Here is a 19,653-nt window from a genome sequence, read left to right on the forward strand (position 1 = left end):
CGCTTTTCATTAAAATCGGGACCTCATGCTGCCTCCCTTCATTCCCCACCTGGCCGCGCGCGGGCTCAACGCGCTCCTGGACCGCGAGGTCTGGGCCCGTCAGCGCCTGCGCACGCACGCTGGCAAATCGGTGCGCATCGTCGCGGGCAGTCTCGATCTGCTGCTCGCCATCGGCGCCGATGGCCGCGTCTCGACCGGTGCCGGTCCCGCCAACGTCACCGCGCGCGTCGCGGCCGCGGATCTGCCGCGACTGCTCGACGCCGATCCCGCGCAGCGTCTGTCCGCCGTGCACATCGAGGGCGAGGCCGCGCTGGCGCACGCCGTGGCGGATCTCGCTCGCGACCTGCGCTGGGATGTCGAGGACGAGCTCGCGCAACGCCTGGGCGATCTGCCCGCCCGCCTGCTCGTTCGCGGCGTCACCGGCGTCGCGCAGGCCGTGCGCGAGGGCGCCACGCGACTCACCCAGAACGCCAGCGAGTACGCCGTGCATGAGGCCGGCCTGCTGGCCGCCCCGGAAGCGGTGCATGCCTGGGCCCGAGAGGTCAGCACGCTGGACGATGCCGTGCGCGGCCTGCAATCGCGCGTCGATGCGCTCACCCGCATCCGGAGCCGTGCATGAGGGCGTTGTTCTCGCTGCCGCGCCTGGTGCGCATTCTCTTCATCATGCTGCGCTACGGGCTGGACGATCTCGTCCTGTCCTCGCTGCATCGCCCCTTCACCACGCGCCTGGCCAAGGTGCTGCGCTTCGGCCGGCGCTTGCGCGAGCCGCGCGCCGTGCGTCTGCGTCTGGCGCTGGAGCAGCTCGGCCCGATCTTCGTGAAGTTCGGCCAGATGCTGTCCACGCGGCGCGATCTCATGCCGCCGGACATCGCCGACGAGCTCACCCGGCTGCAGGATCGCGTCCCGCCCTACCCCTCGGCCCAGGCCATGGCCACCATCGAGGCCGCGCTGGGCAAGCCGCCGCACGAGCTCTTCGCGCAGTTCGATGCCGAGCCCGTGGCCTCCGCCTCGATCGCGCAGGTGTATTTCGCCACGCTGCATGACGGGCGCGAAGTCGCCGTCAAGGTGTTGCGCCCGAACATGCTGCGCGTGATCGACCAGGACTTGCAGCTCCTGCACGTGCTGGCCGGCCTGGTCGAGCGCCTCATCCCCGACGGCAAGCGCCTGAAGCCGCGCGAGGTGGTGGGCGAGTTCGACAAGTACCTGCATGACGAGCTCGACCTCATCCGCGAAGCGTCCAACTGCAGCCAGTTGCGTCGCAACTTCAGCAAGGAATCCGGCCATGCCGATCTGCTGATGGTGCCGGAAGTGATGTGGGACTACTGCGCCCGCACCGTCTTCACGATGGAGCGCATGCGCGGCATCCCGGTGAGCCACGTGGATCGCCTGCGCCAGGCCGGCGTGGACATCCCGGCGCTCGCCCGCAACGGCGTGGAGATCTTCTTCATCCAGGTGTTCAGCGACGGCTTCTTCCATGCCGACATGCACCCGGGCAACATCTACGTGTCCGACCAGCCCGGCTCGCTCGGGCGCTACATCGCGCTGGACTTCGGCATCGTGGGTTCGCTCTCGGAGTTCGACAAGAACTACCTCGCGCAGAACTTCCTCGCGTTCTTCCGCCGGGATTACCGTCAGGTCGCCAAGCTGCACATCGAGTCGGGCTGGGTGCCGCGCGACACGCGCGAGGAAGAGTTCGAAGGCGCCATCCGCGCCTGCTGCGAGCCCTACTTCGATCGGCCTCTCTCGGAAATCTCGCTGGGCCAGGTGCTGATGCGCCTCTTCCAGACGTCGCGCCGCTTCCAGATGGAAGTCCAGCCGCAGCTCGTGCTGCTGCAAAAGACCCTGCTCAACATCGAAGGCCTGGGCCGCCAACTCGATCCCAACCTGGATCTCTGGAAGACGGCCAAACCGTATCTGGAGCAGTGGATGCAGGACCGGGTGGGCCCGCGCGCGCTGTGGCGCAACCTGCAGCGCGAGGCCGAGCAATGGGCGCAGACGCTGCCAGCGCTGCCGCGCTTGCTGCACCATCGCCTGGAGCGCGAGGAGATGCTGCCGTCGCTCACAAGCGAACTACGCGAGCTTCGCGCCGCCCATCGGCGCATGACCCGCTGGATCGGCGTGCTCACGGTGGCGGTGTGCGCCGGTCTCGCCGTGTTCGCCTGGACGGCCTGGGGCGGGTTCTGACCCTCTGCCCGGCCGGGGCATTTTGTGGCGTCCCGGTCGATGGTAGTAACATAGCGGGGTGATGCTTGAGCGGGCGCTGCCTTGACGGCCCCGCCCTCCCAGGCCTTGCGCCCCGGCGGTCTGCACCGCCCTTTTCCCCTCGCGCCGGCTCGCCCTGCCCTGTCGGCGCTCATCTCCGACTGCACCCATCATGACGACGGAAGCCCCGCAATACTCGCTCGGTAAGAACAAGATCAACTTCCTGCTGCTCGAAGGCATTCACGCCTCCGCGCTGGAAGTGCTCAACGGCGCGGGCTACCACTCTATCCAGACCCTGCCCAAAGCGGTGCAGGGCGAAGAATTGAAGGCCCTGCTGGCGGACGTGCACTTCATCGGCATCCGCTCGCAGACGCAGATGACGGCCGACATCATCGCCAACGCGCCCAAGCTGCAGGCGATCGGCTGCTTCTGCATCGGCACCAACCAAGTCGATCTCGAGGCCGCGCGCGAGCGTGGCATCGCGGTGTTCAACGCGCCCTACTCGAACACGCGCTCGGTGGCCGAGCTCGTGCTCGCCGAGGCCATCATGCTGCTGCGCGGCATCCCGCACAAGAACCAGGAAGCCCACCAGGGCGGCTGGATCAAGTCGGCGGCCAACTCCTATGAAATCCGCGGCAAGACGCTGGGCATCGTGGGCTATGGCGCCATCGGCACGCAGCTGTCGGTGCTGGCTGAATCGCTCGGCATGCACGTGGTCTACCACGACGTGGTCAAGAAGCTGCCGCTGGGCAACGCCCGCCAGGTCGCCAATCTGCAGCAGTTGCTCGAGCAAAGCGACGTGGTGTCGCTGCACGTGCCTGCGCTGGCCTCCACCAAGTGGATGATGGGTGAGGCCGAGATCGCCGCCATGAAGAAGGGCGCGGTGCTCATCAATGCCTCGCGCGGCAACGTGGTCGTCATCGAGCCCCTCGTCGAAGCCCTGCGCAGCGGTCGCCTACTGGGCGCGGCCATTGACGTGTTCCCCAAGGAGCCGGGCAGCAACACCGAGCGCTTCGAATCGCCGCTGCAAGGCCTGTCCAACGTCATCCTGACGCCACACATCGGTGGCTCCACGCTGGAAGCCCAGGCCGGCATCGGTGCCGAAGTGGCCGAGAAGCTCGTGAAGTACAGCGACAACGGGACGACGACGTCGTCGGTCAACTTCCCCGAAGTCGCCCTGCCCGAGCATCCTGGCCGTCACCGCATCCTGCACGTGCACCAGAACATCCCGGGCGTCATGTCCGCGATCAACGGCGCGCTGTCGCAGAACAAGATCAACATCTCGGGCCAGTACCTGATGACCAAGGGAGAGACCGGCTACGTCGTGATCGACGTGGATGCCCAGTCGTCCAGCCTGGCCCTGGAAAAGCTCTCGGAAGTCGAGGGCACGATCCGCTGCCGCGTGCTGTATTGATGGGGTCTGCGGCGCCCTGACGGGCGCTGTGCGGTGATTCGACGCCCCGGCATGACCGGGGCGTTGTCACGTCAAGGGCGTGCCATCTCTGCCGAGACACGGGCCGCGGCACTCAAGACGGCGAGAATCGACGCGGTCGTGGTGTTCGCGTGCCGCCCCACCCCGAAGCGCGAGCCGGGCACCCCGGGCAGGGCGACCTCCACGATGGCCAGGGCGAGCGCATCGGCGCCTGCGCCCAGGCTGCGCTCCTCGAAGCTGTCGATGCGCAGCGGCAGCCCCAGCGCAGCCACGGCCGCGGCCACCGGACCGTTGCCGGTGCCTTCGATCACCCGCTCGACACCTGCGTCATCCACCAGCGTCAGGATGATGCCCTGCCCATCGGCATGGTCGAACAGCCGGTGGCTGCCGAGGATGAAGCCCGACCGCTCGCGGACCGGCGCCAGATAGGTGCGCTCGAACACTGCCCAGATCTCGTCGCTCGTCAGCTCGGTCTCGCTGGCGTCGGCCACGGCCTGCACGATGGCACTGAACTCCACCTGCATGCGCCGCGGCATCACGATGCCGTGGTCGCGCTGCAGCAGAAAGGCGATGCCGCCCTTTCCCGACTGGCTGTTGACCCGCACGATGCTGTCGTAGGTGCGACCCAGGTCCTTCGGGTCGATGGGCAGATACGGCACGCGCCATCGCGCGTCAGGCGCCTGGGCAGCAAAGCCCTTGGCGATGGCATCCTGGTGCGAGCCCGAGAACGCGGTGAACACCAGATCGCCCACATACGGGTGACGCGGGTGGATCGGCAACGCCGTGCATTCCTCGGCCACGCGCGCCAGCGCGGCGATGTCGGAAAAATCCAGCCCCGGCGCGATGCCTTGCGTGTACAGATTCAGTGCCAGCGTCACCACATCGACGTTGCCGCTGCGCTCGCCGTTGCCGAAGAGGCAGCCTTCGACACGCTCGGCACCGGCCAGCATGGCTTGCTCGGCGCAGGCCACGCCCGTGCCCCGGTCGTTGTGCGGATGCACCGACAGCACGATGTGCTCGCGGCGCTCCAGGCGGCGATGCATCCATTCGATCTGGTCCGCGAACACGTTGGGCGTGGACACTTCCACGGTGGTCGGCAGATTGATGATCATGCGCCGTTGCGGTCCCGCGTCCCAGGCACGGATGGCCGCATGGCAGACGGCCAGCGACACCTCGAGCTCGGCCATGCAGAAGGTCTCCGGGGAGTACTGCAGGATCCATTCCGTCTCTGGGTGCACCTGCGTCAGCTGCTTGAACTGTGCGACGTGGTGTTCGACCATTGCGATGATCTGCGGCACGTTCATGCCGAACACCATCTCGCGCCAGGCTGGCGCCACGGCGTTGTAGAAATGCACGATCACGCGCCGCGCGCCTGCCACGCTGCGCACCGTGTGGGCGATGAGGTCGTCGCGCAGCTGCGTCATGACCATCGGGGTCACATCCTCCGGGATCTGCGCGGTGTCGATGAGGTAGCGCACGATCTCGAAGTCCGTGCGGGAGGCCGCCGGAAAGCCCAATTCGATCTCCTTGAAGCCCGTGCGCACCAGCGCCTGGAACAGGCGCAGCTTGCGCTCGCGGTTCATCGGTTCGAAGAGCGCCTGATTGCCATCGCGCAAGTCGGTGGACAGCCAGATCGGCGCACGCGTCAAGGTACGGGATGGCCACTGTCGGTCGGCGAGATCGACCTGCGGGATGGCGCCGTATTTGTGAGAAGGATCGGTCAGCATGAGGGCACTCCAGGATAGTCGTCGATGACCCGATTCCCCTGGCTTGGTGCAAGCTGACGATGGTCGGGGTCAGGGGGAATCAGGATGGGTCACGACACGAGCACGCGCGTGCAGACCCCGACCAAGGGTCAGCGGTAGTCGTTGCTGCGAAGGACCGGGTGCGAACACGGGGGGACACCATGGGAAGGCCTGGACCCCATGCTAAGCTGGCCGCCCCGAGTCCATCTCCATGAAGATGGACTCTTTCTTCATCGATTTGGACAACCTCCGGTATGGGATTCGCGGCACCCGACGACGGCAGCCAAGCGCTCGACCTGAGTGCCAGGCACACGCGGGACATGCCCGTGTTCGGGGCGGCAGTGCGCTATCCCGCCGGCCACGTCGTGCCCCGGCACAGGCATGCGCTGGGGCATCTGATCTACGCGGATCGTGGCCTGTTGCGCGTGGAAGCCGAAAGCGGTCAGTGGCTCGTTCCGCCCACGGCAGCCGTCTGGTTGCGCCCGGGGGTGGAGCACCAACTGGTGGTGCCCGTCGCGCTGCGAGCACATGGGCTGTATGTGCGCGAGGATGTCTGCGCGAGCCTGCCCGCATCGGACTGCGTCGTCCACGTCTCCGGACTGCTGCGCGAGCTGATCATGGCGGTGAGTCAGGTCAGCGATCCGCACACCTCGCCCCGGCGCGCGCAGCTGCTCGGTGCATTGCTGGCTGAGGAACTGCACACCCAGCCTATGCTGCCGATGCATCTGCCGTGGCCGCGCAATCCGGGCCAAGGCGCGCCCGGCCCCATCGACCGCGTGTGCCGGGCGCTGCTCGACACCCCCGGCGATGACAGGACCGCCAGCGCATGGGCCGACAGCCTGGCGCTGGGCAGCAAGACGTTCCACCGGCGATTCCTGCAGGCAACCGGCATGACCTTCGGCAAATGGCGCCAGCAACTCCGGCTCATGTCGTCGCTGAGCCTGCTGATGCAAGGCATGCCCATCACCCAGGTGGCGCTGGCCAGCGGCTACGACAGTCACAGTGCCTACACGATGGCGTTCAGCAAGCACTTCGGCCAGCCGCCGTCGGCCTTCGTGGCGAACCGTTGACGCCAAGTTGTGAAGGCGACGCGTGACGTCGTCCGACGCGGGCACGGCCCTGCGGCCGCCCACGACAGCGCGCCCGCCACGCCGGCAGGCCCGTCACACTCGCCTCAGCCCCCCGCGAAGCGCGCCGCCCAGGCCGCGTCCTTGAAGCCCACGCTCACCTGGCCATCCGGCGTCACCAGCACGGGCCGGCGCACGAGCGTCGGATGCGCGGCGATGAGCGCGATCCAGCCCGCCTCGTCGGCCGTCGCCTTGTCGGCGTCGCTCAGGCCGCGCCAGGTGGTCGAGGCACGATTCACGAGCTTCTCCCAGCCACCCACCTTGCCCGCCCAGGCGCGCAGCGTGTCGGCGTCGACGGGGTGGTCGCGATAATCGATGAAGGTGTGCGCGATGCCTTGCGCGTCCAGCCACTTGCGCGCCTTCACGCAGGTGTCACAGCGGGTCAGGCCGTAGACCAGGACGGTGTCGGATGGGGTTGCCATGGCGGATTCCTCGAAGCAGGGATGCCGTCAACCCGGATCATGGGCTGACGGTCGTTGGCCTGCATGATACCGGCGACGCCGACCACGCCCGGCTGGTCGAGCCGCAGGTCACGCACGCCACCGTCGTTGCGCGTCCTGCCGGGCGCACCCAGCGCCTCAGCCTGCTGCCAACGCCTCGCGCAGCGCCTGCACATAGCCGGCCACATCGACAACGCGATCCGGCGCGGCCCGCCGCGCGGGGGCCCAGACGGCATCCGGGAAGGCCGCGTCATCGCGCCAGCGCGGGATCACGTGCCAATGCACGTGCGGCACCATGTTGCCCAGCGCGGCCAGATTGATCTTGTCCGGCCCCAGCACGCGGCGCTGCACGGCTTCCACAGCGTAGACGGTGTGCATGAGGTGGTCCCGATCGGCGGGGGCGAGATCGGTCATCTCGGCGACGTGCGCCTGCCAGACGACGCGCGTGAAGCCGGGGAACGCCGGCTCGGCGGCGAGGATGACGCGCAGGCGGTCATCGGACCAGACGAGCTCGCCGCCAGGACCGGCGCACAGCGGGCATTGCGGATCAGGGGATACGGGCATGGGGAATTCCGTGTCAGCCGGCGGGAAAGAGCCACAGCAGCCCACCCGTGATGGCGATGTAGCGCAGGCCTTTGCCGATGGCCATGAAGACGAGGCTGGGCCAGAAGCGGAACCGCAGCCAGCCGGCCACGGCGCAGAGCGGATCGCCCACGACGGGCAGCCAGGCGAGCAGCATGGCCGGCGGGCCCCAGCGCTGCAGCACCCGTTCGGCATGGCGGTGCCAGCGATCCTGTGCCGGGGCAGCCACGGGCGACTCGGCCGACGACGACTTTTCCTGCCATCGCTCATAGCCCGTGCGCGCACCGCGCCCCATGGCGTAGGTGATGACACCGCCCAGCGTGTTGCCCGCCGTGGCCGCGGCAATGGCCGCCCACAGCATGTCGGGCTGTGCGCGCACGTAGGCGAAGACGATGGGCTCGGAGCCCAGCGGCAGCAAGGTGGCGGCCACGGTGCCGACGAGAAAGATCGCGGAGAGGCCGACGGAGGGCAGCGCCAGGAGCGCGAGCACCGCATCGATGGCGGCGTAGAGGGTTTCCTGCATGGGCACCGAGTGTAAAGCCTGGCGCCGGCCAAACTTGCGCCCTGCGTCGGGCGCAGGCGGTGCGCTATCATCTTGCGATCATGTCCAGCGCCTATCTCAAACGCATTCTCACCTCGCGGGTCTACGACATCGCGAACGAGACACCCCTCGATTCCGCCCCTCAGCTGACCGCCCGCGTGAAGAACCGCGTGCTGTTCAAGCGCGAAGACACGCACGACGTCTTCAGCTTCAAGATTCGGGGTGCCTACAACAAGATGGCCAATCTCAGCGAGCGCGCACGGGCTCGCGGGGTGCTGGCGGCGTCTGCCGGCAACCACGCTCAGGGCGTGGCCATGTCGGCGCAGCGCCTGGGCTGCCGGGCCGTGATCGTGATGCCGGTCACCACGCCGCAGGTGAAGATCGATGCCGTGCGCTCGCGCGGCGCCGAGGTCGTGCTGCATGGCGACAGCTTCACGGATGCCTACGTGAAGGCCCAGGAAATCGAGAAGCGCGAGAAGCTGACCTTTGTCCACCCCTTTGACGATCCGGACGTGATCGCGGGGCAAGGCACGGTGGGCATGGAGATCCTGCGCCAGCACAAGGGCCCGCTCGATGCGGTCTTCGTGCCCATCGGCGGCGGTGGCCTGATGGCGGGCGTGGCGGTCTACATCAAGCAGCTGCGCCCGGACGTGAAGATCATCGGCGTGCAGACGGTGGACTCGGATGCCATGGTGCGCAGCGTGCGCGCCGGCCGCCGCGTCACGCTCTCCGACGTGGGCCTCTTCTCCGACGGCACGGCCGTCAAGCTCGCCGGCGAGGAGACCTTCAAGCTCACCCGCAAGTACGCGGATGACTTCGTGCTGGTGGACACCGACGAGGTGTGCAGCGCGATCAAGGATGTGTTCCAGGACACGCGCAGCGTGCTCGAGCCGGCAGGCGCCCTGGCCGTGGCTGGCGCCAAGCAATATCTGGCGGCCAATCGCTGGAAGGACAAGACGGTCATCGCCATCACAAGCGGTGCCAACATGAACTTCGACCGCCTGCGCTTCGTGTCGGATCGCGCCGACGTGGGCCAGGCGCGCGAGGCCGTCTTCGCTGTGACCATTCCCGAGGAACGCGGCAGTTTCAAGCGCTTCTGCAGCCTGATCGGCGAGCGCAACGTCACCGAGTTCAACTACCGGATGTCGGACACGGCGAAGGCGCACGTCTTCGTGGGCCTGCAGATCGCCGCGCACGGCGAATCCGACAAGATCGCTGCCACCTTCCGCAAGCATCGCTACGAGGTGCTGGATCTCACGCACGATGAGCTCGCCAAGACCCACCTGCGCCATTTGTCGGGCGGGCACAGCACACTGGCCGAGAACGAGGTGCTGTACCGCTTCGAATTCCCGGAGCGCCCGGGCGCGCTGATGCGCTTCCTGGACTGCATGTCGCCCACCTGGAACATCAGCCTCTTTCACTACCGGCACCAGGGCGGCGACTACGGCCGCATCCTGGTCGGCATGCAGGTGCCGCCGGCGGACAAGAAGGCCTTCAAGGACTTCCTGACCAACCTCGGCTATCGCCACTGGGACGAAAGCCAGAACCCGGCGTATCGGTTGTTCCTGCGCTAGCCGCTAGCAGTGCACCGCCCGGCACGCCGGGCGGTGGTGCCTCAGAGACGGCGCCGGTAGACGCCCAGCCCCACCAGGCTCAGCGCCAGCAGCAGGAGCACCGGCAGATTGCCCCAACGCACGTAGGGCGTGAAACCGGTCGTGCCCTGCACGGTGACGTCCAGGACGCCTTGCGTATGCGCGGGCAGCACCGACACGACCTCGCCGCGGGCATCGATGACGCCGGTGGCGCCGGTATTGGTGGCGCGAATGCTCGGTCGGCCGGTTTCCAGCGACCGCATGCGCGCGATGCGGAGGTGCTGCGGCAGCGCCCAGGAATCGCCAAACCACCCGAGATTGCTCACGTTGGCGAGCAGCGTCGCCCCGGGCTCGCCATTCGGGCCCGTGCGGATCGCCGGCAGCAGTTCCTCGCCGAACACGTCCTCGTAGCAGATGTTGAAGGCGATGTGCTGGCCGGCGATGGCGAAAGGCTGCTGGCGTGTCGCGCCGCGGTCGAAGTCGCCCAGCGGCATGACCATGGCATCGACGAACCAGCGGAACCCCGTCGGGATGAACTCGCCGAAGGGCACCAGGTGTGCCTTGTCGTAGCGGAAGGGCGTGCGCGCGTTGAGGAGATCGGCGACGTCCGTCTCACCGGTGAAGCCGATCACGCTGTTGGTGAAGCTCGATCGGCCATCCGGCGCGGGCGTGTGCAGTGGAATGCCGGTGACGACAGTGGCGTCCAGGTAGCGCGCGCCGTCCACCCAGGGCTGCCACAGATGCGGCGGCAACTGATCCTGGAAGAGCGGGATGGCGGTCTCGGGCAGCAGGACGAGCTCGGGGGCGAAGCCCTCCGTCTGCGTGGGCGACGTGGCCATGGCCAGGTGCCGCTGCAGCGTGGAGACGATCAGCGCCGGATCGAACTTGTTCGACTGCTCGACATTGCCCTGCACGAGCCGCAGCGGCAAGGGCTCGCCGGCCGGGGTGATCCCCCAGGTCGCCACGCCCAGGGCGCTGCCCGCGGCCAGGGTCAGTACGCCCGCGGCTGCGGCCAGACGACGAGCACCCGCCGACCAGACGACGAGGCCAGCCACGGCGGCGGCCACGAGCGCTGCCGCGAAGGCCACGCCGTAGACGCCCAGCACGGGTGCCACGCCCGCCAGCGGGCCATCGACGTGGGCATAGCCGACGTTGAGCCAGGGAAAGCCCGTGAAGATCGTACCCCGCACCCACTCGGCGGCCGTCCAGGCCGCGGCAAAGGCCAGCAGGAAGCGCCCCGGTCGCGGCGGCGAGCCGGTCAGCCAGCGCGCTGCCGCGGTGCCTGCGGCCGGCAACAGCGCGAGCGCCGCCGCCAGCAGCACGACGGCCAACCCGGCCAGCCAGACCGCCATCTCGCCGTAGACGTGCAGGCTGATGAAGATCCAGTAGAAGCCGACGACGAAGGTGCCGGCGCCGAAGCAAAAGCCGGCGCGCGCGGCATCGCGCACACGCGGGCTGCGCCAGACGGCACCCGCCAGCAGCGCCAGCGCGAGGATCTGCAACACGGGGAGCAAGGGCCCGGGAACCGGGCCAGGCGCGAAGGACAGCGCGTGCAGCCCCCCCGCCAGCAGGAGCAGCACGGATCGCTTCACTTGGCTTGGACGCTCAACCAGAGGGCGCGCCGGGCATCGGCACGCGTGACCTGGATCACCAGGTTGTCGCGCTCGACCACGTCGCCGCGGCGCGGGATGTGCTCGAGCTCATCAGCAAGCCAGCCGCCCACGGTGTCGTACTCGTCGGTCTCCAGGCGGCTGTTGAACGCCTCGTTGAACCGATCGATGTCCGTGGAGGCCATCACGCGCCAGCGGTTCTCACCGTCGGCAAAGATGGTCTGTTCAGCTTCCTCGTCGTACTCGTCCTCGATCTCGCCCACGATCTGTTCGAGCACGTTCTCCATCGTGACCAGGCCAGCCACGCCGCCATGCTCGTCGACCACGATGACGAGATGGTTGCGATTGATCCGGAACTCGCGCAGCAGCACGTTCAGGCGCTTGGACTGCGGAATGAAGATGGCCGGGCGCACCAGGCTGCGCAGCTCGACGCTGGGGTCGATCATGCAGCGCAGGAGATCCTTGGCGAGCAGGATGCCGGTGATGTTGTCGCGAGTTTCCTCGTACACGGGAAAGCGCGAGTGGGCGGCCTCAATGACGAAGGGCAGGAGCTCGGCCAGGGGACGGCTGATGTCCAGCGCGTCGATCCGCGAACGCGGCACCATGACGTCGGCAGCCGTGAGCTCGGACACGGTGAGCGCGCCGGCGATCATGGCATGCGCTTCAGCGTCCAGCAGATCGCGCTCGTGAGCGTCTTCGAGAAGGGCTTTGAGGTCGTCGCGGTCTTCGGGTTCGCGCCGGAGCATGCCGGACAGACGTTCGAAGAGGGACTTGGAAGTTTTGGCGGGGCGTGCGCCGCTAGGCTGCACGTCTGCAGGATAAGGGTCTGACATCGTCCGCTAGGACAAGTGGAGGAGGGGTTAGCATACCGCATGGCAGCGCCTGCGCAAACCGGGGCTCCTGCCGTCAACGCTACCGTTTTCGCCGCGAACCGCCTTCAATTCCCGGAATCTGTCATGCAAGAACCCGCAAGCCTCCTTTCATCCGGCACGGCGGAGCGCCGCTTCGGCGGCCTGCAGCGCCTGCACGGGGGCGAGGCCAACGAACGCCTGGCCCGCGCGCACGTCGCCATCGCCGGCATCGGCGGGGTGGGCTCGTGGACGGCGGAGGCGCTGGCCCGCTGCGGGGTGGGCGCGCTCACCCTGATCGATCTCGACCACGTGGCCGAATCCAACATCAACCGCCAGGTGCATGCGCTGGAAGCCACGTTGGGTGCGGCCAAGATCGAGGCGATGGCCGAGCGGATTCGCCAGATCAACCCGGATTGTCGTCTCACGCTGGTCGACGACTTCGTCGAGCCGGACAACGTCGGTGAGGTGCTCGCGGGGCCTTTCACCGCCATCGTCGACGCCACCGACCAGGCCCGCGCCAAGATCGCGATGATCCTGCACGCGCGGCGGCACAAGCTGCCCCTGATCGTGTGCGGTGGTGCCGGCGGCAAGACGGATCCCCTCGCCCTGCGCGCGGGCGACCTGTCCGAATCGGTCAACGACGCCCTGCTCGCCCGCCTGCGCAACGAATTGCGCAAGCACCACGGCTACCCGCGCGCGGCGCCTGCCGCCGGCAAGGCACCGCGGCGTGTGCCGCGGATGCACGTACGCGCGCTGTGGGTGGACGAGCCGGTGCGCCGGCCCGCGCTCGCCGAGCCCTGCGCCGTGCCGGCGGTGCCCGCGGTGGCGAATGATCTCACCGCACCGCTGCGTGCGGCCGCCGCGCCGCAGGGGCTGTCCTGCGCGGGCTATGGCTCCATCGTCACGGTGACGGCGGCCATGGGGCTAGCCGCCGCCCACGAGGCCTTGCGCCACGTGTTTGCCTGACGGCAGGCCGCTCAATCCAGCGACGCTTCGCGATTGGCGTCGGCCGGCGTGAGCAGCAGGTACAGCGCAGGCACCACGAACAAGGCCAGCACCGTGGCCGAGATGAGGCCGAAGATGATGACGAGCGTCAGTGGCCGGTAGACGTCGTTGCTGATCGCGAGCGGAATCAGGCCGATGATGGTCGTGGCCGCCGTCGTGAGCAGCGGGCGCAGCCGGCGCGCGGAGCCGGCCGCGGCAGCTTCCGGCACGCTCATGTCCTCCTTCAGGAAGCTGTTCATGGTGTCGACCATGATGATGCCGTTGTTCACCGCGATCCCGATCAGCGAGACCAGTCCGATCATCGCGAAGAACGAGAACGAGATGCCGAAGGCCCAGAAACCCAGGGCCGCGCCGATGATGGCGAGCGGCATGGTCGCGAAGATGATGAAGGCCTGTCGAAAGCTGCTGAAGACGATGACCATCACGCCCACGACCAGCACGATCGCGATCACCAGCGCGATCCCGGCCGACCCGAAGGTCTCGGCCGTGTCCGCCGATTCGCCGCCGACGTTGATGCGGTAGCCAGCGGGCCAGTCCGCCTGCATGGCCTGCAGGCGTGGCATGACGTCCGCCATGATCTCCGACACCGTGCGCCCCTGATTCTTGGCCATCACCGTGAGCGCGCGCTCACCGTTGACGTGCGAGATCGCGATGGCTGCCTCGGACTGCACCGGCCGCACGAGCTGCGCCATGTCGATCGAGCCGCCCTCGGGCAGGAACGCGCGGATCTGCGAGAGCTCGTCCACGTTGCGCGGACCGCCTGCTTCGCCCGGCCGGCTGGGCCACTCGGTGCCCAGGCGGATGTCGATGTTGTCCGTGTCGTCGGCGGTGATGAAGGTGCCAATCTCGTCCGAGCTGAACGCGATGCGGATCTGCGAGGCCAGTTCCTCCTGACTCAGGCCGAAGAAGCTCGCGGCTTCGCGATCGGGCCTCAGGGCAATCTGTGGCTTGAGCGCGCCCACGTTGTCCCGCACGTCCACGACCCCGGACGTGGCGCTCAGTTCGGCCTGCACCTGCTGCGACAGCGACTGCAGCATGTCCATGTCGCTGCCCACCAACTCGAGCTCAATCGGGTCGCCCGGCGTGGGCGCACCGGATTCAGGCACGACGAGCAGATCCGCCCCGGCGACATGGGCGGCAAGATAGTCCGCAAGTTCGCTGCGCAGTTGCTCGGCGATGATGAAGGAATCCGCGTCGCGCTCGACACGCGGGCGGAAGATCGCCGAGAAGCCGATGAAGTTCTCTGCCTCGTTCGGTTGCAGGGCCGAGGACATGGAGCCGCCCGCGAACGGGCTCTTGCGCCCGACGAGCTTCACGACATTCTGGAAGTAGGGCTTGTCCTTGAGCAGGGCCCCCACCTGATCCGCCACCTGCTGCGAGCCGTCCAGGGTCACGGTGGGCGGCAGCTCGATGTTGATGCCCAGGCGCTCGCCATCCGAGGGCGGGAAGAGCTCGATCCGGGTCTGCGTGAAGGCAAAGAGTGAGAGCACGAACACGACCAGCGCGCCCACCACCCACAACCAGGCCTGGCGACGACTCGCCACCACGTGCCGGGCACTCCAGCGCTCCAGCCGATCCACCGACCATTGCGTGACGCGATCCGCCCGGCTCTGCGCCTCCGCGGTCTCAGGCTTGCGCTGGCGGCCCAGCAGCGCGCGCGACAAGGGCAGCGAGCACAGCATGGCCACGAGGAAGGAAAGCAACAGGCAGATCACCGTGGTGACCGGCAGCACCCGGATGAACTCGCCCGACGTGCCGCTGATGGACATCAACGGCACCAGCGCGAGGATGGTGGTGACCTGTGCCGCGAACGTCGGCATCGCGTAGCGCTTGACGGTGGCCAGCACCGCCTGCCCGAATGTGCGGCCGTTTCGATAGATCTCATCGTGCACGCCTTCCATCAGCACGATGAAGACGTCGATGATCATCACCAGGGCGATCACCATGCCGATGATGACGAGCTCGTTGAGCGAATAGCCGAGCATCAGGATGACGAGCAGCACACCGGCGAAGGTGACCGGCACCGAGAGCCCCGCCACGATGGCTTCGCGCCAGGAGATCGTGATGAAGAGAATAACGAAGACGATGGCCATCGTCTGCAGCGCGCTCACGAAGACATCCGTGAGCGAGCGCCAGATCTGCTCGGCCTCGTCCTGCGTGACCGTGTAGCTCACGCCCTGCGCCCAGTTGCCGGTCTGCTGCATGTCCTCGAGCGTGGCGCGCAGTGTCTCGACGAGCAGCACGGTGTCCGCCCCCGGCGACTTGCGCACCGAGATCTCCAGGGAGGGCCGGAAATCCTCGCCCCCCTGGCTCAGGAAGGCACGCGCAGTCTCCGTTTCCTGCATGCGCTGCACCCGGGCCACCTCGTCCAGGCGAATGGCCCGGGCCGAGCCGCCCGCCTCCACGCGGGCCACGGGCAGCGCGCGCAGGTCGGCCACGTCGCGAAACCGCCCTTCCAGCCGCACCACGGCGCCGATGTCGTCGCTGCGGATCTCGCCGAAGGGCTGTTCGACGTTGGCCTGTTGCACGGCATTGCGAATGGTGGTGGGCGACAGGCCCAGCGCCAGCATGCGATCCGGGCGCAGCAGGATCTGCACGATGTCCTCGCGCTCGCCGCCGATGTCCACCTCGTTGACGCCGGCCACCCGCTCCAGCGTGTCGCGCAGGCGCCGGCCTAGCTCGTTCAGCGTGGCCGAGCCCGCATCGCCATGCAGCACCAGGGTGAAGATCGGGCGGTCGTCCACCGACACTTGGTTGATGTAGGGACTTTCCACCTGCGCCGGCAGCTCGGCCTCGGCATCGGCCACGCTCGCGCGCAGCCGCGTCATGGCATCGATGGTGTCGACGGAGGCATCGAACTCCACCGAGATGAGCGAGTAGGAATCGAACGACGCACTGTTGACCGTACGCACACCCCGCAGCTTGGTCACCTCATCCTCAATGACGTCGGTGACCTGCTCTTCCATCGTTCGCGGATCGGCGCCCGGCCACGTGGTGGTGATGGTGGCCTGGGGAATGTCCAGATCCGGCAAGGCCTCCTTCAGCAGCTGCGTGTAGGCCAGCAGGCCGCCCAGCGTCAGGGTGGCGAGGAGCAGGATGCCGAAGATCGGTTTGAGGAAGAAGAAACGCTGCCAGCGAGGGGCATCACGCACCTCGGCGGACTCGGGTGCGCGCCCGGTCTCGGCAGAGGCAGGTGCAGGGAGTGCCGCCTCGGGCGGTCGGCCTGCACTCATGCGCCTTCTCCCGAGGTGATCACGCGCACGCGTTGGCCATCGGTCAAGCGAGCGCGACCATCGGTGACCACGGCGTCGCCCGGCTCGAGGCCGGAAAGTACGGCCCGGCGGTCGCCCGCCTGCTGCCCCAGCATGACGCGACGCTCGGCCACCACGCCACGCTCGGTATCGACGACGAACACGAAAGACTGGTCATTGCGATGCCGGACCGCATCGAGCGGGACCGTGAGCACCGCGGCTTGCGCGGGTCGCGCGATCCACAGCGCCACGAAGGCGCCGTCCTGCAATCGCGGCGCCTCGGACGTCGTATGCACGATGACCTCGAACGTCCGGGTCTCCGGATCCAGCGACGGGCTGACGGCGTGCACGGTGCCCGCGATCACGTCCTTCATCGTCTCCGGATCCATGGCGTCGCCATCGCGCGGTGGCTGCCCGCCCACCTGCGCCCGCGCGCCTGCCTGGATGTCCTGGAAGGCGTAGGACGGCAGGTCCGCGCGGATCTCGAAGCGGGACGGGTCGATCACCAGCGCAGGCACGGTGCGCAGCGCGCCCTGCTCCGAACTGCTGTCCACGGCCTGGGGCGAGAAGTAGCGCCCCTGCTCGATGTTCAGGCGCGCCAGCACGCCGTCGATCGGCGACACGAGCCGCGAGTCGTCCACGCCCACCTGCGCCTGCGCGAGCTGCGCGCGACGCTGTCGCGCGCCGCCGAGGCCTGCTCGACCTCCACCCGCGCCTGGTCGAGCTCCTGTTGCGAGGCCGAGCGCTGCTCGACCAGCGTGCGGTAGCGCGACTGCGTCACCCGGGCGAGCTGCAGGCTGGCCTCGGCCTCGCGCAAGGCCGCGCGCGCCGCATTGAAGTCGGCCTGGACGCGCTCGGGCGCCTGGTGCGCGATCAGCTGACCGGTCTTCACGCGGCTGCCCACGCGCAGCGCGTCGTCCACGTGGGTGACGCGGCCGGCCTCCGTGAAGCTCAGGAACTCGCGCCGGATGGCGCGTGCGGTGCCCTGGCTGTACGCCCAGGACTGGATGTCGGTCACCTCGGCAGGTGCCACGCGCACGCTCACCGCGGGGGCTTCGTCGCGCGCCGCGTCGGCTGCGGGAGCATCGGAATCGTTGGAACCGCAGGCGGCCAGCGCGAACGCGCAGGCGATGGGCAGGAGCCGGTGCATCATGGCAGAGAGACCGTCGAAGGCGAGGAGTCGGAAGGCGGTGGGTCGGCGAATCCGCCCCCCAGGGCGAGGTGCAGATCGATGCGGTTGTCCAGGCGGGCCTGGCGCGCCGCGATGTGCGCGCTGCGACCATCGAGCGCGCGTTGCTGGCTCTCCAGCACGTTCAGGAAGGGATCGATGCCCTGCAGATAGCGGTTGAACGACACCCGCACGGCCTCCTCGGCCGCCGCCGCGGACAGGTCCAGCGCGGCTTCGCGTCGATCGAGGTAGTCGTCGACCGCCAGCGCGGTCTCGACTTCGGCCAGCGCCGTCAAGGCGGTCTCTGCATAGCTGTGCAGCGCTTCGTCGCGCTGCGCGCCGGTCACATCCACCTGGGCGCGCAATCGGCCGCCCTGGAAGATCGGCTGCAGCAGGCTGCCGGCGATGGACCAGACCACGTTGCCGCTTTGAAAGAGATCGGCCAGACTGCCCGCCGCCGCACCGCCCGAAGCGGACAGCGTGAGCGAGGGCAGGAAGCTGCGCTGAGCCGCGCCCAGGCGGTAGCCGGCGGCCTGCAGCATCCAGTCCGCGGCGAGCACGTCCGGGCGCCGCGCGAGGAGCTCGGCGGGCACGCCCGTGGCCGGCAACGCAGGCACGGGAGGCAAGGTGTCGGCGGTCGCCAGCGTGGCAGACGGATAGTCCCCCATCAGAATCTCGAGCTGGCGCAACGCGCGGGCCAGCACCTCGCGGCGCTGCTCCAGGCCGGCGCGCGCCGACTCCAGGTTGGCATTGGCGAGCATCCCGTCCGAGGGCGCGGCGATGCCCGCCTGCACGCGGTTGTCGATCTGCCGCGCCATCTCGGTCAGCGCCTCCACGGTGCGCGTGGACAGATCGACCTGCGCACGCGATTCGACGATGGTGAGGTACAGCCGGGCCGTTTCCGCGGCGATGGCCTGCCGCACGCCGCGCAGTTGCGCCTGGGCGGCCAGGGCGTCGGCGCGGGCGGCCGTCGTCATCGCGCCCAGCCGGCCCCAGAGATCAAGCTCCCAGCTCACATCCAGCGACAAGGCATGGTTGTTGATCGTGGTGTGCCCACCCTCCTCCACACCGGGAAACGCCGGCAGGCTTTGCCGCTGACGGCTGCTGTTCAGGCCCACGCCAGCTTGGGGCAGGCGGTCGGCCCCCGCCACCCGGGCCTGCGCCTCGGCGATGCGCGCACGGGCGATGGCCTGGCCGATGCCGGGGTTGCGATCCAGGGCGTCCTGCACGAACGCATCGAGCTGACTGTCGCCGAAGGCCTCCCACCAGCGCTCGCTGGCGGGACTGGCTGCGACCGGTGCCGCGGCGAACTGCGCGGGCAGCGGTACGGCAGGGGGTGGGTGCTCGGGCGGCGTCACGGCACATGCCGTCAGCAGCAGAGTCACACAGGCGAGGCCCAGGCGTCGGGCCATCGTCACGTTCAGCGCCGGCATCCGCGCTCCTTGTCCAACAGGATCAGCAAGAGCTCGCGATGACTGGCCCGGATGGCTGCAATGCGTTCCCGGGCGGCCTCCCCCCCCAGCAGAAGCTGCCCCACGAAGGCCATCAAGGCCGGCGCCAGGGCGAGGCCAAAGTTCTCGGTCAGCACATTGCGCGGCAACAGCCCCTGGCTCACCGCCTGATCGACGGCCTGATCACGGGCCGCTTCGTGCGGCGCGAACACCGTGGCATGCCAGCGCCGCATGAAATCCGGCGCGCGGCCACTCTCGGCCACCAACAGGCGGAAGATCCCCAGCGAGCGGGCGTTGTTGACACTGGCATAACAGGCGTCGAGAAAGGCATCGACCGTGTCTTCCAGCGAGCGCGCCGGGTCGGCCGCGAGTATGCCGTCCAGCGGCGGGCCGAGCAGGTGATCCGTGAGCAGCGCTTCGAAGATGTCGTCCTTGCTGGCGAAGTGCGCATAGAGGCCAGCCTTGGACAGGCCCACGCCGCGGGCAATGCGGTCCATCGAGGTGCCCGCGAAGCCGAGCGTGCTGAACGCCTCGAGCGCCACGTCGTGGATCTGGTGACGGCGCACATCGGGCGACAGCCGGATGCGCTTGCGCCGCGACGGCGGCGTATCAGGCGAGGGAGGAGAATCGGTCACGGCCGGTTCGCAAGGGTGAAC

Annotated in this window: 17 protein-coding genes; 6 read left to right on the plus strand and 11 right to left on the minus strand. The window is 68.5% G+C overall.

Going from position 1 to position 19,653, the window contains the following annotated elements:
- The first annotated feature begins 25 nt into the window (after positions 1–25).
- The 3 genes from IMZ29_RS11245 (at position 26) to serA (ending at position 3,616) form a co-directional block, all read left to right on the plus strand.
- On the plus strand, positions 26–619 hold the full coding sequence (locus IMZ29_RS11245; protein WP_216183752.1) for a ubiquinone biosynthesis accessory factor UbiJ: 594 nt from the start codon (positions 26–28) through the stop codon (positions 617–619).
- Positions 616–2,184: a ubiquinone biosynthesis regulatory protein kinase UbiB gene (gene ubiB, locus IMZ29_RS11250; protein ID WP_216183754.1), complete on the plus strand. Its 1,569-nt coding sequence runs from the start codon at positions 616–618 to the stop codon at positions 2,182–2,184. Before IMZ29_RS11245 ends, ubiB begins: the two co-directional genes overlap by 4 nt.
- A gap of 190 nt (positions 2,185–2,374) precedes the next feature.
- Entirely contained in the window at positions 2,375–3,616 is a 1,242-nt protein-coding gene (gene serA / locus IMZ29_RS11255) for a phosphoglycerate dehydrogenase (RefSeq protein ID WP_216183756.1), read from the plus strand.
- A gap of 71 nt (positions 3,617–3,687) precedes the next feature.
- On the opposite strand, the gene IMZ29_RS11260 is transcribed toward serA, so the two are convergent.
- Positions 3,688–5,361 (minus strand): 2-isopropylmalate synthase, encoded by a 1,674-nt coding sequence (locus tag IMZ29_RS11260; RefSeq protein WP_216183758.1) that lies wholly within the window; start codon positions 5,359–5,361, stop codon positions 3,688–3,690.
- A 272-nt stretch (positions 5,362–5,633) separates the two neighbouring features.
- Here IMZ29_RS11260 and IMZ29_RS11265 point away from each other — a divergent pair, with 272 nt between their 5' ends.
- A complete protein-coding gene (locus IMZ29_RS11265) occupies positions 5,634–6,449 on the plus strand; it encodes an AraC family transcriptional regulator (RefSeq protein ID WP_216183760.1) in 816 nt (271 codons plus the stop codon).
- 104 nt (positions 6,450–6,553) lie between these two features.
- Here IMZ29_RS11265 and IMZ29_RS11270 read toward each other — a convergent pair whose 3' ends face one another.
- The 3 genes from IMZ29_RS11270 to IMZ29_RS11280 all read right to left on the minus strand — a co-directional run bounded on the left by IMZ29_RS11270 (position 6,554) and on the right by IMZ29_RS11280 (position 8,051).
- Entirely contained in the window at positions 6,554–6,928 is a 375-nt protein-coding gene (locus IMZ29_RS11270) for an arsenate reductase (protein WP_216183762.1), read from the minus strand.
- A 156-nt stretch (positions 6,929–7,084) separates the two neighbouring features.
- Positions 7,085–7,510 carry an HIT family protein gene (locus tag IMZ29_RS11275; RefSeq protein ID WP_216183764.1) on the minus strand — a complete coding sequence of 142 codons (426 nt, stop codon included), beginning with the start codon at positions 7,508–7,510 and terminating at the stop codon, positions 7,085–7,087.
- A gap of 13 nt (positions 7,511–7,523) precedes the next feature.
- The gene (locus IMZ29_RS11280; RefSeq protein ID WP_216183766.1) at positions 7,524–8,051 is read right to left on the minus strand and encodes a YqaA family protein; all 528 of its coding nucleotides are present in this window, start codon (positions 8,049–8,051) and stop codon (positions 7,524–7,526) included.
- 80 nt (positions 8,052–8,131) lie between these two features.
- On the opposite strand from IMZ29_RS11280, the gene ilvA reads away from it, so the two are divergent.
- Complete coding sequence (ilvA, locus tag IMZ29_RS11285) at positions 8,132–9,643, plus strand: threonine ammonia-lyase, biosynthetic (protein WP_216183768.1); 1,512 nt, start codon at positions 8,132–8,134, stop codon at positions 9,641–9,643.
- Between the two features lie 41 nt (positions 9,644–9,684).
- Here ilvA and lnt read toward each other — a convergent pair whose 3' ends face one another.
- A complete protein-coding gene (gene lnt, locus IMZ29_RS11290; RefSeq protein ID WP_371820235.1) occupies positions 9,685–11,241 on the minus strand; it encodes an apolipoprotein N-acyltransferase in 1,557 nt (518 codons plus the stop codon).
- A gap of 8 nt (positions 11,242–11,249) precedes the next feature.
- Complete coding sequence (locus IMZ29_RS11295; RefSeq protein ID WP_216183770.1) at positions 11,250–12,104, minus strand: CorC family transporter; 855 nt, start codon at positions 12,102–12,104, stop codon at positions 11,250–11,252.
- Positions 12,105–12,227: 123 nt separating this feature from the next.
- Between IMZ29_RS11295 and IMZ29_RS11300 the strand changes: the two genes are divergently transcribed.
- On the plus strand, positions 12,228–13,088 hold the full coding sequence (locus IMZ29_RS11300; protein ID WP_216183772.1) for a tRNA threonylcarbamoyladenosine dehydratase: 861 nt from the start codon (positions 12,228–12,230) through the stop codon (positions 13,086–13,088).
- Positions 13,089–13,099: 11 nt separating this feature from the next.
- Here the strand turns inward: IMZ29_RS11300 and IMZ29_RS11305 are convergent, their stop codons facing one another.
- The 5 genes from IMZ29_RS11305 to IMZ29_RS11325 are packed head-to-tail and all read right to left on the minus strand — an operon-like array spanning position 13,100 to position 19,632.
- On the minus strand, positions 13,100–16,360 hold the full coding sequence (locus tag IMZ29_RS11305; protein ID WP_216183774.1) for an efflux RND transporter permease subunit: 3,261 nt from the start codon (positions 16,358–16,360) through the stop codon (positions 13,100–13,102).
- Positions 16,357–17,001 (minus strand): efflux RND transporter periplasmic adaptor subunit, encoded by a 645-nt coding sequence (locus IMZ29_RS23300; RefSeq protein ID WP_371820236.1) that lies wholly within the window; start codon positions 16,999–17,001, stop codon positions 16,357–16,359. Before IMZ29_RS23300 ends, IMZ29_RS11305 begins: the two co-directional genes overlap by 4 nt.
- Entirely contained in the window at positions 16,968–17,531 is a 564-nt protein-coding gene (locus tag IMZ29_RS23305; RefSeq protein ID WP_216183778.1) for an efflux RND transporter periplasmic adaptor subunit, read from the minus strand. Before IMZ29_RS23305 ends, IMZ29_RS23300 begins: the two co-directional genes overlap by 34 nt.
- The gene (locus IMZ29_RS11320) at positions 17,528–18,979 is read right to left on the minus strand and encodes an efflux transporter outer membrane subunit (protein ID WP_216183780.1); all 1,452 of its coding nucleotides are present in this window, start codon (positions 18,977–18,979) and stop codon (positions 17,528–17,530) included. Before IMZ29_RS11320 ends, IMZ29_RS23305 begins: the two co-directional genes overlap by 4 nt.
- Entirely contained in the window at positions 18,967–19,632 is a 666-nt protein-coding gene (locus tag IMZ29_RS11325) for a TetR/AcrR family transcriptional regulator (protein ID WP_216183783.1), read from the minus strand. The genes IMZ29_RS11320 and IMZ29_RS11325 overlap by 13 nt, the downstream gene beginning before the upstream one ends.
- Positions 19,633–19,653: the final 21 nt, after the last annotated feature.

The organism is Verticiella alkaliphila (assembly GCF_018904615.1).
GTDB classification, from domain to species: domain Bacteria; phylum Pseudomonadota; class Gammaproteobacteria; order Burkholderiales; family Burkholderiaceae_B; genus Verticiella; species Verticiella alkaliphila.

Bases quoted from the DNA above. Each gene is read 5' to 3' on its own strand.
- IMZ29_RS11245 (WP_216183752.1), top strand. From the start codon at position 26: ATGCTGCCTCCCTTCATTCCCCACCTGGCCGCGCGCGGGCTCAACGCG.
- ubiB (WP_216183754.1), top strand. From the start codon at position 616: ATGAGGGCGTTGTTCTCGCTGCCGCGCCTGGTGCGCATTCTCTTCATC.
- serA (WP_216183756.1), top strand. From the start codon at position 2,375: ATGACGACGGAAGCCCCGCAATACTCGCTCGGTAAGAACAAGATCAAC.
- IMZ29_RS11260 (WP_216183758.1), bottom strand. From the start codon at position 5,361: ATGCTGACCGATCCTTCTCACAAATACGGCGCCATCCCGCAGGTCGAT.
- IMZ29_RS11265 (WP_216183760.1), top strand. From the start codon at position 5,634: ATGGGATTCGCGGCACCCGACGACGGCAGCCAAGCGCTCGACCTGAGT.
- IMZ29_RS11270 (WP_216183762.1), bottom strand. From the start codon at position 6,928: ATGGCAACCCCATCCGACACCGTCCTGGTCTACGGCCTGACCCGCTGT.
- IMZ29_RS11275 (WP_216183764.1), bottom strand. From the start codon at position 7,510: ATGCCCGTATCCCCTGATCCGCAATGCCCGCTGTGCGCCGGTCCTGGC.
- IMZ29_RS11280 (WP_216183766.1), bottom strand. From the start codon at position 8,051: ATGCAGGAAACCCTCTACGCCGCCATCGATGCGGTGCTCGCGCTCCTG.
- ilvA (WP_216183768.1), top strand. From the start codon at position 8,132: ATGTCCAGCGCCTATCTCAAACGCATTCTCACCTCGCGGGTCTACGAC.
- IMZ29_RS11295 (WP_216183770.1), bottom strand. From the start codon at position 12,104: ATGTCAGACCCTTATCCTGCAGACGTGCAGCCTAGCGGCGCACGCCCC.
- IMZ29_RS11300 (WP_216183772.1), top strand. From the start codon at position 12,228: ATGCAAGAACCCGCAAGCCTCCTTTCATCCGGCACGGCGGAGCGCCGC.
- IMZ29_RS11305 (WP_216183774.1), bottom strand. From the start codon at position 16,360: ATGAGTGCAGGCCGACCGCCCGAGGCGGCACTCCCTGCACCTGCCTCT.
- IMZ29_RS23305 (WP_216183778.1), bottom strand. From the start codon at position 17,531: ATGATGCACCGGCTCCTGCCCATCGCCTGCGCGTTCGCGCTGGCCGCC.
- IMZ29_RS11320 (WP_216183780.1), bottom strand. From the start codon at position 18,979: ATGCCGGCGCTGAACGTGACGATGGCCCGACGCCTGGGCCTCGCCTGT.